We start from the raw sequence: 11,487 nt of genomic DNA, 5'->3' as shown, positions 1-11,487 counted from the left end.
ATCGTTCCGGCGATCACCGGCAAGCTGCATGCGGGTGGTTCAGGGGCTTTTAAGTCCCTAAAGGAAAGAGCATGAAGGAGAGGGGATTTACACTTGCCGAAATCGCAATTGTATTGGTGATCATCGGCATTATGCTGGCAGGGGGCCTGGGCGCTTTTAAGGCACAAACAGACAGCCAGAGAATGCGTGACGGGCGGGCTCAGATGGCTGAAATTAAAGAGTCTTTGCTGGGGTTTGCTGTGCAGCATGGTTATTTACCCTGCCCGGCTGATCCGGCTCTGACGACTTTTACAGAGGATCGCGCGGCAAATGGCACGTGCAACCGGGCCCAGGGCAGCATTCCAGGCGCAACTCTGGGTTTGCCGCGTTCAACTGATCCGTTTAATAAGCCATTTACTTACCGGCTAACGCTGGGTTTTGCCGATAACGGCCCTGCATCACTGCCGCCTGTGGTGACAGATAGTAATCAAACACTGGGCGTGGCAGGCAGCTGCCCCTTGGGCAGTGTGGCTCCGGCAGGCATGAGCTTTATGCTTTGCTCATCAGGAGATATTTTGATTTACCCGACATCGGGGGCCGCTACACCTCTCGCTTCAAATGTCATTGCCGTCGTGGTAATGCACTACCGCCACGGCCCGCCCAATGGCGTGGCAGGCTCTGCTGATGAGCAGGAAAACACCAATAACGATGTGATTTTTGTGAGCAAACTCAGGGCAGAGGATGACCCCGCAACGCCCGCTGATGAAGAGTACGACGACATCACCGATTGGATCAGCCCGTCTATTCTGGCGGCAAGAATGCTGGCGGCGGGTAAGCTGCCTTGAGGAATTGACTTGCCTGGGTGTTGCATTTCATTTGTGCTAAGCAAAGTCAAAAAAACCTTTTTAGTGCCTTCGGCACATTGATTTTGAGCGGTTAGCCACCGCAGGGGCGTTCTTTTCTTGAATGGCCAAGAAAAGAACTAAAGCCGCAACCTCAAAATCACAAAAGCCCCTCATCTGTGGACAATCGAGCGGCGGCTGCGGAACTCGCTTCGCTCAAACAGGGATCAAAGAAACCCCGCCCGCTTGTTCCTCGTGTCGCGGCTTCAAGGGGACTTTTAAGCCCCGTGCAAAGAGCGTGGTCAATACGTTTTCTCTGTTCGCTAATGAAAAACAATTTGGTTAGCGCGTATGGGGTGCAACCCGCCGATATTTATCATGGAGCATCATAAAAATGGCGGGTTGCACCCGCCCTACATTTCTAGCAATAAAAAACCCCCGAAGCATGCTTCGGGGGTTTTTTATTGCTACAGGCAATTAAGCAATTTGCCCGTGGCAGTGCTTGAATTTCTTGCCAGAGCCGCAAGGGCAGGCGTCGTTGCGGCCTACGCCGGAGAACTGTACTTTCGCACCGCCTTCCATCGCTTGCATCAGCGCTGCTTTGATTTGCTCTTCATCACCGCTTGCCAGTAAAGCTTCCAGCTCTTGATGATTAAATTGCAATGCTGAAGCTGGCAATTCTTGCGGGCGAACGGCATCAACATCTTCTTGTGAGCGTACTTGTACGGTCATCACAATCTGAATTACTTCGCGCTTGATGTTTTCTAACAGCTGAGAGAACAACTCAAATGCTTCACGCTTGTATTCCTGCTTAGGATTCTTTTGTGCATAGCCGCGCAAATGAATACCCTGACGCAGATGATCTAAGGACGACAGGTGTTCGCGCCAGCTTTGATCAACGTGTTGCAGGAGAACCGAGCGTTCAAACTGACGGAAAGTTTCCTCGCCCGCAGTTTCAACCTTTTTATTGTAGCTTTCAGCGGCAGCAACCTGCACACGCTCTTTCATGGCTTCAATGGTCAGCGTGGTGTCGTTTTTGATCCAGTCAGCAATGGCCAGATCGATATTAAACTCGCCCAGTGCACGCTCTAAGCCCGCAACATCCCATTGTTCTTCCATTGAATCAGCAGGGATATAGGTGTCGAAGAGATCAGAAACCATGCTGTCGCGCATCGCGCCGATGGTTTCGCTGACTTCGGCGCTTTCCAGAATTTCATTACGCTGGCCGTAAATTGCTTTGCGCTGCTCGTTGGACACATCATCGTATTCCAGCAATTGCTTACGAATATCGAAGTTGCGGCCTTCAACCTTGCGCTGAGCGGATTCAATCGCGCGGGAAACCATACCCGCTTCAATTGGCTCGCCTTCAGGCATTTTTAAGCGATCCATCACCATCGCTACGCGATCACCGGCAAAAATACGCAGCAGCGAGTCTTCCAGCGACAGGTAGAAACGGCTGGAGCCCGGGTCACCCTGACGGCCAGAGCGGCCGCGCAGCTGGTTATCGATACGGCGTGATTCGTGGCGCTCGGTACCAATAATATGCAAGCCACCCGCTGCAACAACGGCATCATGGACGATTTTCCATTCTGCTTTCATTGCGGTGATTTTGGCGGCTTTATCGGCCTCGCTTAATTCTGTATCTGCTTCAATGGCCTTGATTTCGCGCTCGATATTACCGCCAAGCACGATATCTGTACCGCGACCGGCCATATTGGTGGCAATGGTAATCACGCCAGGCGCACCGGCCTGGGCCACGATATCGGCCTCACGCGCATGCTGTTTGGCATTCAGCACATTGTGCTTAAAGCCGTCTTTTGTCAGCATTTCGGAGAGTAATTCAGATTGCTCAATCGATGTTGTACCTACCAGCACCGGCTGTTTGCGTTCCTGGCAGCCTTTGATATCGGTAATGATGGCGTTGTATTTTTCGCGGTCGGTTTTGTAAACCTGGTCCTGCCTGTCATCCCGCACCATATCGCGGTTGGTTGGCACGATTACGGTTTCCAGACCGTAAATTTGCTGGAATTCGTAAGCTTCAGTATCGGCCGTACCGGTCATACCAGAGAGCTTGGTATACATGCGGAAGTAGTTTTGCAGAGTAATCGTGGCAAGAGTCTGGTTCTCCTGGTTGATTTCCACGCCTTCCTTGGCTTCAACGGCCTGGTGCAGGCCTTCAGACCAGCGGCGGCCCGACATTAAACGGCCGGTAAATTCATCAACGATGACAATCTCGCCTTCGTCAGTCACCACATAATGCTGATCACGCTGAAACAGGGCATGGGCGCGCATCGCTGCATACAGATGGTGCACCAGGCTGATATTGCCAGCCGAGTACAGGCTGTCGCCTTCTTTTAACAGGCCTTTTTTGGTGAGGATGGCTTCCACTTTTTCGTGGCCTGCTTCTGAAAGCAGTACCGAGTGCGCTTTTTCATCAACCCAGAAATCGCCTTCTGATTCTTCTTCGCTCTGGCGGGTCAACTGGCCTGGAATATCGTTAACCAGCTGGTAAAGCTCGATGCTGTCTTCGGCCGGGCCAGAGATAATCAGCGGTGTGCGTGCTTCATCGATCAGAATCGAATCCACTTCGTCGACAATTGCGTAGTTCAGCTTGCCCTGCACGCGCTCACCCACAGTGAACACCATATTGTCGCGCAGATAATCAAAGCCGAATTCGTTATTGGTGCCGTAAGTAATATCGCAGGCGTAAGCAGCTTGTTTTTCGTCATGCTGCATCTGGCCCAGATTCACACCACAAGTCAGGCCCAGGAAATTATAGAGCTTGCTCATAATGCCCGCGTCGCGGCTGGCCAGATAATCATTCACGGTAATAACGTGTACGCCATTGCCGGAGAGTGCATTCAGGTAAGCAGGCAGCGTGGCAACCAGTGTTTTACCTTCACCCGTGCGCATTTCAGAGATCTTGCCCTGGTGCAGCGCTAAGCCGCCCATCAGCTGCACGTCAAAGTGGCGCATGCCTAAGCTGCGCTTAGAGCCTTCGCGGCAAACAGCAAAGGCCTCTGGCAGAATTTGATCAAGTGTTTCACCCTTGGCGACGCGGCTGCGGAACTCTGCCGTTTTAGCGCGCAAGTCATCGTCGGAAAGAGCGGCAATGCCCGCTTCGAGGGCGTTGATCTGCTTTACGATGGTGCCGTATTGTTTGAGCAGGCGGTCATTACGACTTCCGAAAACTTTTTTGAGCAAATTTGCAATCATCTAAAGCTACCAGCAATGGGCTAAGCCCGGTTATTGTGACAACGGCGGATAAGCATCCTCATCCGCCGTATATGCTGCCGTTTCAATTAAAATTCAAGATCAATCGCCGGATTTTGTCGCAGCAATATTAATTTCATTCGTGGCAGGGCCAATAAATCGTAAGGGATTTTGTGCAATCCCTTTATATCTTATTTCAAAGTGCAAGTGTGGACCTGTCGAGCGGCCTGTGGATCCAAGTAAGGCTATTGTCTGACCCGCATTAACCTGATCCCCCACTTTTACTGCAAGCTTAGATGCGTGAGCATAGCGGCTTGTGATGCCATTACCGTGATCTAAGTCAACCATATTACCATATTGGGGGTGGAAGGCCGCAAAGCTGACTTTGCCGCTGGCTGCCGCCATAATGGGTGTGCCACTATCGCCTACAAAATCGATGCCTTCATGAAATACCTGATTGCCATTAAACGGATCAATCCGCTTACCAAAGCTTGACGATTGTAAGCCTGCATTGAGAGGGGCTTTTGAAGGCAGTTGCCACGCCTTAGGCCTCAGTAACACGCTTTCTGCTAAGGATAGCTGATCCAGCCTGGCGTTCAGATTCTGGCTGGCCGCGTCAATTTCATTGGCCAGCGTTTCGGTGCTCAGTGCCGTGCCCTTGTGTTGCAAACCGCCCTGGGGCACAGGCTGGCTGGATAAAAAGGGCTTAATATCAATTCCGGTTTTATTGCCAACCTGGCTGGCAAGACCATCAAGGCGTAATAATTTAGCCTGCAGCTCCCCCACCCGGATGGCAAGAGCATCAATTTCGGTCTGGCGGGCATTATTATGGGGCATCAGCCGCCACAGTGCAGGGGATTGCTTAAAGCTGCTTGTAACAGCAACACTGACTGAAGCAATCAGCAGGGCCGCAATCAGGCCCAGAACGATCACTTGCCGTGTATCAAGGGTAAGTGTTTTGCCCAGGCGATCAGACATCACAATGACATTCATTTCATTATCCATAACAGGCCATCAGCCATGAAAAAAACCACTTTGCAGCAAGTCGGGCACGACAGACAGCTCGCCAGTCTGATGCATCAGGTTGATGATCTGGCGAGAGTATTAACGCTGGTGCGCTCTGTATTGCCGCCAGCGATGGCAGCGCATTGTCTTGGAGTGGCCTGGTCCGGCGATACTTTATTAATTGGTGTAAGTGGCAGTGCTGCGGCATCCAGAGTACGCCTGAATGCGCCTCAGATTCTTGCTGCACTGCAAGCCGGCGGATGGAAAGCTACCGTAGTTCAGCCCAAGGTGCAAGTCGGCTTGCAATCCACAAATGCCATGCGAAGCAAAGACTTACATCTGAAAGAGGGGGCATGTGTTGCTTTCTCGCAGCTGGCTGACACCCTTGAAGAGGGGCCATTAAGGCAGGCCATTGATTCTCTCTTAAATCGCCATGCAACTAAAGACCAGATTTAGTCTATAAACCTTGTAAGGCCTTGTAATAACATGCTTTTGCTGATGTTCAGGCCCTATTCTCTGAGAGGCTAAATCGACGAAGGAGCTGGGCAATGAGTTTGAATCAGGCGGGGTGTCAGGCTAAACAAGGTGGTTTTACTCTGGTGGAGCTGGCCATTGTGCTGGTGATTATTGGTCTGATCCTTGGGATGGCTTTTAAGGGCAAGGATTTGATTGACGGGGCGAAGGTGAAGAGCATTGCCGCTCAATACAATAAGGTGCAGGCGGCGTTTAATATTTATTTTGAGCGTTATGGCGCTTATCCGGGCGATGGATGCGGGGTAGTTGCTTTGGGGGCTTTTACGCCTTGTGCAGGTGCTAAAAATGGAATTTTAGATACAGCGCAGGAAGTCGATGCGGCACTCATTCAGTTGCAAAATGCTGGAATGTTAAGTGCTTCTGATGTGACATCGCCTTTTGGTGTTCAATGGAATATATCGTCATCAACACTGGCGACATTTCCTCCTGGAGGAACAAATTATCTTACTTTTACCGCGGGTGGTCTTAACCCCCCTTTGGCTACTGTTGCTGATGCTCGTTATGTATGTGCATTGGATAGATTGATTGATGATGGAGCAAACGGAAATCTTGCTGCAGCAGCAAGAACTACCGTTAGAAGTGGTTTGGCTTATACGGCCGCAACGGATTGTTGGGGGCTTCAGGGTAAGGCTAGTGTGGGTTTGCGCTTGCTGCCATAGTGAGCAATTAACGCGTCAGGTCGCCTGAGTTTGTCGCCAAACTCAGGCTTACTCCGTCCAATCCCCGCGCAACACTTCCCTTAGCAAAGAAACCGTCACAGGTCTTTTTTCAGTCAGAGATAAATCATTGGCCGCATCCAGATGCTGATACAAAGTCGGCAAATCTCTTGATGCATGGCGCAGCAGGTAATCAGCCAAATCATCCCCCAGCTCAAAACCCAGTGCATAGGCGCGGCGCTTCAGGGCAGCGGCTTTGTCGGTGTCAGATAGCGGTTTGAGCTGATACACAAGTCCCCAGCCAAGGCGCGTGCTTAAGTCTGGCCTGAGCAGCAGCAGCATCGGTGGCTTAGGGCCGGCAGCCAGCAGCAGGCCTCCGCCATCTTTGAGCGTATTAAAGTGATCAAACAGGCGAATCTGCTCGTCGCGGCTAAGTGCATCAACGTTGTCTACGATCAGTGCTGCCTCTTTGGGCAGCGATGCGGGCAGGGCATCGTGGGCGGCATCGGTAAAAAATATTTGAGTGCCGGCGGGCAGCATGGCGCGCGCGGCGGCGAGTAAGTGGCTCTTGCCACTGCCGCGTTCTCCCCAAAAATAGAGAAAGCGCACGTCTCCCTCACCAAGGCTCCAACAACCAAGCTGATAAAGCAGCTCGGCGTTTTCGCCACGGATAAAATCCTCAAAAGAGGGCAGGGCTGGCAGTTGCAGATCCAGCACGAGTTGCTTCATGCGGGAGGGGCTCCAAGAGGTCGATGACAAGCGTGCGGGTGTTTTTTCACAAGATGCGATAAAATGTCTGGCTTTGCGGCAGGTGCGGTTCCTAAAAGGGGCATTCACCTGCACTAATATAACGAATGTTCGCCATTCTAGCGCAGAAGCCCCTAGTGGCGCTGCCAGTTTCACGAGGCCTTGCATGACCAATCAAAGCTTGAGCTACCGCGATGCGGGTGTCGATATCGATGCCGGCGATCAGTTGGTTGAAAATATTAAGCCCTACGCTAAGCGTACCATGCGCCCGGAGGTGCTGAGTGGTATTGGCGGTTTCGGCGGTTTAGTCGAAATCAGTAAAAAATACCAAGAGCCTGTTTTAGTGTCCGGTACCGATGGTGTGGGCACTAAACTGAAGCTCGCTTTTGAGCTGAATCGTCACGATACCGTGGGGATTGATCTGGTTGCGATGAGTGTGAATGATATCTTGGTGCAAGGTGCCGAGCCATTATTCTTCCTCGATTACTTCGCTTGTGGCAAGCTCGATGTGCCAAATGCAACTGAAGTAATCCGCGGCATTGCCAATGGCTGCGAGCAGGCAGGCTGCGCGCTGATCGGTGGTGAAACTGCAGAAATGCCAGGCATGTACCCGGTGGGTGAATACGATCTGGCTGGCTTTGCAGTCGGCGTGGTCGAAAAAAGCAAAATCATTACCGGCGACGATATTGCGCCGGGTGATGTGGTGCTTGGTCTGGCATCTAACGGTGCTCACTCCAATGGCTACAGCTTAATTCGTAAAATTATGCACCGCGCAGAAGCTGATTACGCTGCAGAGTTTGACGGCGGCAAGAGCCTGGCTGATGTAGTGATGGCTGCAACACGCATCTACGTGAAGCCATTGTTGAAACTTATGCAAGCTTTGCCGGTCAAGGGTATGGCGCATATTACCGGCGGCGGCATCAGCGAAAACGTGCCGCGTGTATTGCCAGCTAACGTCGTTGCGGCCATCGATGCAAAATCCTGGACCATGCCTAAGTTATTCCAGTGGCTGCAAAAAGAAGGCAATGTGGACGCGCAGGAAATGTACCGCACCTTTAACTGTGGCGTGGGTATGGTGTTGATTGTGGCGGCAGATCAGGCCGATGCAGCGATTGCCCTGCTGCAGGCAGAAGGTGAAACCGTTTACACCCTGGGCGCGATCCGTGCCCGTGTGGGTGATGAGCACCAGACTCAGGTCATGTAATGGTTGCAGGGCCGGCACTCGTGCCTGCCTGAGCAGATACTGGGCGAGGGGCACTTACCTCGCCCTTTCTCTTTTGAGACTTATGAAAAATATCGTTATCCTGATTTCCGGCCGTGGCAGCAATATGCAGGCCATTGTGGACGCGCAAATTGCGGGCGCAAATATCTGCGCCGTGATTGCAAACCGCCCCGATGCTGCAGGCCTTGCCTGGGCTGCAGAGCGTGGCATTGCCACCGCCGTGCTTGATCATAAGCTGTATGCTGGCCGCGAGGCCTTTGATGCCGCACTGACGGCGCTAATTGATGGCTATGCACCAGATTTAATCGTGCTGGCGGGCTTTATGCGTATTCTGACGGCGGGCTTTGTCAATCACTATGCTGGCCGCCTGATCAATATTCATCCGTCCCTGCTGCCTGCTTACACTGGCCTGCATACACATGAACGGGCTTTGGCTGATGGCGTAAAAATTGCGGGTTGCACTGTACATTTTGTGACAGCCGAGCTGGATCATGGCCCTATTATTTTGCAGGCCGCGCTGGCCGTGCTGGATGACGATACAGTAGCCAGTTTATCCTCAAGAATGCTTGAGCAAGAGCATTTGATTTACCCGCAGGCAGTACGCTGGTTTGTAGAAGACTGCCTGAAGCTGATCAATGGCAGGGTGCACGTGGATAGCCCCGCACCTGCGGCCGTTTTGATCGCGCCACCGGTGCTTTAATGTTGCGCTGGCCGGGCTTGCTGCTGGGGATTGCGGCTCTGCTGTCCCTGCTGTTGCATCTGGGCTCTATATTTAATGAGCAAATTTATGCCTGGCTAACGCAGCAACCTTACACCGAAAGTGAACTGAAAAAAGTCACGCAAAAACTGAGCGATATCGCGCAGGCAGACGATGCCCGCCCTGCTGGTTTGAAAGGGGTAAAACCTGCGGATCATCAAGTCGTCTATTTACACCATGGGCCTGTGCTGCATAAAAAAACCGCAGAGAAACCTGTGGTGCTGGCGGCCAAAAAATCTCCGGTCAGGATGGTTGCAAGCAGCCCTGCTGCTGCAGAGCGAATTGCAAGCAGCGTGGCAGTGGCAGCCAGCGAAGTTGTAAAAGAAGTGCCGCAGGCTTCGGCCGCAAGCAGTGTTAAACCTGTGGTGGTGATTGCCTCGGCAGTGGTTGAAGAAGAATTGCCTCCGCTCAAAGAAAGCCCTTTAGTGGCGGAGCAAACTTATCCCGCAGCGGTAGAAATTACCTATGCTTATGGGATCTTCCCTATCCGTATGAGCTGGAAGGCAGAAAATGGCCATTATTCGCTAAAGCTTCGTGGCGCATTATTTAGCAAATCACGCACTTTTATCAGTGATGGTGAAGTAGGGCAAAAAGGGGTAATCCCGCATCGCTTTGCAGATTATCGTGACGAAAAGCTGATTAATGAGGCGCTGTTTAACTGGGATGATATGCAAGTCACCATTAAAGATGGTGGCAGCAGCAAGGTTGAAGCTTTAAAAGCGGGTGATCAGGATATTTTCTCTGCTGCGTTTCAACTTGCCTTACAGGGCTCGCGGATGAAAGATTTTACTTTTACCGTAGCCAGCGGCCGTAAGATTTATAAAGACGTACCGTTTGAAATCAGCGGCCAGGCCAGCCTGCGATTAGGTGACAGGCAAATCGAAGCCATTTTGCTGCGGGGTCGTTTTGAAGACCGTACTTTTGATTTTTGGCTGGCACCACAGTGGCACAATATGCCAGTACGAATGACCTTATCACTGGGTAGCGAAGGCAGCTTCGATATCTGGGCTAATGATATAAAAATTAATGGGGAAATGGTGCTGGAGCCTCCAAGCAATAGCCATAACTCCAACTCCAACCGCATGATGCGAAGATAAAAGACATGATTGCTTTAAATAATACCCGTTACCACGCCGCTATTTCTGTTCTGTCCGAAATGCTGGTGTTTGCCGCCCCGTCTGATGCCACCATGTCGCGTTTCTTTCGCAGCAATCCCAATCTGGGCGGGCAGGATCGCCATATGATTGCTGAATGCGTGTATGGCATTTTGCGCAATAAAATTCGCCTGGAATGGGTTTTAGGTGGCCCGGCCAATGCGCGCAGCCTGCTTACTGCTTACCTGGTAGTGGTAGAGCGCCGCAATCTGCGTGAATGTGGCGACTGGTTCCCGGATACAGAAAAAGACAATTTTGCCCTCTGTAAAAGCAAAAAACTCGCCGAAGCCCCGGTATATGTGCGTGCCGATCTGCCGGAATGGGTCGTGAATGATCTGATCGCTGGCGGCATGATAGACGCCGATATTCTTGCGCTGGGCGCTGGCCTGCAAGGCGCTGCCGCACTGGATCTGCGTGTAAACAGCTTAAAAGCCAAGCGTGAGCAGGTAGCTGCCGAGCTGAAAGACGTGGGCGGAATCGACACCATCCCAACGCCTTACTCCCCATGGGGCCTGCGCGTAACTGGCAAGCCAGCCATTAATAAATACCGCGCCTTTACCGAAGGCCGTGTGGAAGTACAAGACGAAGGCAGCCAGCTTCTGGGCCTGCTTACCGGCGCAAAGCGCGGCCAGATGGTGGTGGATTTCTGCGCGGGTGCGGGCGGTAAAACCCTGCTCTTGGGTGCAATGATGAATTCCAGTGGCCGTTTGTACGCCTTTGATGTGTCAGAAAAGCGCCTGAATAACTTCAAGCCTCGTCTGGCCCGCTCCGGCCTTTCCAACGTGAATGCACAGCTGATTTCCAGCGAAAATGATCAGAAAGTGAAGCGTCTGGTCGGCAAAATCGACGCTGTTCTGGTCGATGCGCCCTGCTCCGGCATGGGCACCGTACGCCGCAATCCGGATCTGAAATTCCGTCAGAACCCGCAAAGCGTGGCCGAATTGAACACCATGCAAGCCAGCATTCTCGCCTCCGCCTCACGCCTGGTAAAATCCGCAGGCCGCCTGGTTTACGCCACTTGCAGCTTCTTGCCATCTGAAAACGAAGCCATTGTTGAAGCTTTCCTTGCAGCTAATCCTGATTTCAAACTGCTGGATGCGGCAGAGCTGCTGAAAGCCGAGCAGGTAGAAATCCCGCTGACCGGCCCTTACTTCAAATTATCTCCGCATCTGCATCAGGCTGATGCTTTCTTTGCAGCGGTAATGCAAAGAGATTAATTGCTTCCGCGTTAAGAAAAAAAGCCCATCACGTTGTGAACTGACCCCAATTAGTTGGACAGTATAAAAGCTAGGCGCTCAAGGGCTGGGTTCTGTATTGCACAGGACTCAGCCCTTTTAACTTCAGTTTGATTCGGTCGTGGTTATAGTAATGGATGTAA

Annotated in this window: 11 protein-coding genes; 7 read left to right on the top strand and 4 right to left on the bottom strand. The window is 52.0% G+C overall.

Going from position 1 to position 11,487, the window contains the following annotated elements:
• Positions 1 to 71: 71 nt before the first annotated feature.
• Positions 72 to 824, top strand: coding sequence for a type II secretion system protein (locus CSQ88_RS05440; RefSeq protein WP_099397093.1), 753 nt, complete (start codon positions 72 to 74; stop codon positions 822 to 824).
• 474 nt (positions 825 to 1,298) lie between these two features.
• Here the strand turns inward: CSQ88_RS05440 and secA are convergent, their stop codons facing one another.
• Entirely contained in the window at positions 1,299 to 4,037 is a 2,739-nt protein-coding gene (secA, locus tag CSQ88_RS05435; RefSeq protein WP_099397092.1) for a preprotein translocase subunit SecA, read from the bottom strand.
• 99 nt (positions 4,038 to 4,136) lie between these two features.
• On the bottom strand, positions 4,137 to 5,027 hold the full coding sequence (locus CSQ88_RS05430) for a M23 family metallopeptidase (protein WP_180273538.1): 891 nt from the start codon (positions 5,025 to 5,027) through the stop codon (positions 4,137 to 4,139).
• A 27-nt stretch (positions 5,028 to 5,054) separates the two neighbouring features.
• Between CSQ88_RS05430 and CSQ88_RS05425 the strand changes: the two genes are divergently transcribed.
• Positions 5,055 to 5,495, top strand: coding sequence for a DciA family protein (locus tag CSQ88_RS05425; protein WP_099397090.1), 441 nt, complete (start codon positions 5,055 to 5,057; stop codon positions 5,493 to 5,495).
• A gap of 92 nt (positions 5,496 to 5,587) precedes the next feature.
• Positions 5,588 to 6,232: a type II secretion system protein gene (locus CSQ88_RS05420; protein ID WP_099397089.1), complete on the top strand. Its 645-nt coding sequence runs from the start codon at positions 5,588 to 5,590 to the stop codon at positions 6,230 to 6,232.
• A 48-nt stretch (positions 6,233 to 6,280) separates the two neighbouring features.
• Here CSQ88_RS05420 and hda read toward each other — a convergent pair whose 3' ends face one another.
• Positions 6,281 to 6,958 carry a DnaA regulatory inactivator Hda gene (gene hda, locus CSQ88_RS05415; protein WP_099397088.1) on the bottom strand — a complete coding sequence of 226 codons (678 nt, stop codon included), beginning with the start codon at positions 6,956 to 6,958 and terminating at the stop codon, positions 6,281 to 6,283.
• Positions 6,959 to 7,142: 184 nt separating this feature from the next.
• On the opposite strand from hda, the gene purM reads away from it, so the two are divergent.
• The 4 genes from purM (at position 7,143) to CSQ88_RS05395 (ending at position 11,326) form a co-directional block, all read left to right on the top strand.
• Entirely contained in the window at positions 7,143 to 8,180 is a 1,038-nt protein-coding gene (gene purM / locus CSQ88_RS05410; RefSeq protein WP_099397087.1) for a phosphoribosylformylglycinamidine cyclo-ligase, read from the top strand.
• An 82-nt stretch (positions 8,181 to 8,262) separates the two neighbouring features.
• Positions 8,263 to 8,898 (top strand): phosphoribosylglycinamide formyltransferase, encoded by a 636-nt coding sequence (gene purN / locus CSQ88_RS05405; RefSeq protein WP_099397086.1) that lies wholly within the window; start codon positions 8,263 to 8,265, stop codon positions 8,896 to 8,898.
• A complete protein-coding gene (locus CSQ88_RS05400) occupies positions 8,898 to 10,052 on the top strand; it encodes a DUF3108 domain-containing protein (RefSeq protein WP_099397085.1) in 1,155 nt (384 codons plus the stop codon). The genes purN and CSQ88_RS05400 overlap by 1 nt, the downstream gene beginning before the upstream one ends.
• A gap of 5 nt (positions 10,053 to 10,057) precedes the next feature.
• Positions 10,058 to 11,326, top strand: a complete 1,269-nt coding sequence (locus tag CSQ88_RS05395) for an RsmB/NOP family class I SAM-dependent RNA methyltransferase (RefSeq protein ID WP_099397084.1) — start codon at positions 10,058 to 10,060, stop codon at positions 11,324 to 11,326.
• 70 nt (positions 11,327 to 11,396) lie between these two features.
• Here CSQ88_RS05395 and CSQ88_RS05390 read toward each other — a convergent pair.
• Positions 11,397 to 11,487 (bottom strand): IS3 family transposase (locus CSQ88_RS05390; protein ID WP_143449393.1); only part of this gene is annotated, 91 nt, incomplete at its 5' end.

This window comes from Iodobacter sp. BJB302 (genome assembly GCF_002735645.1).
GTDB lineage: Bacteria > Pseudomonadota > Gammaproteobacteria > Burkholderiales > Chitinibacteraceae > Iodobacter.
Note: the sequence above shows the minus strand (reverse complement) of the source record. Positions and strands in the feature narration are given on the sequence as shown.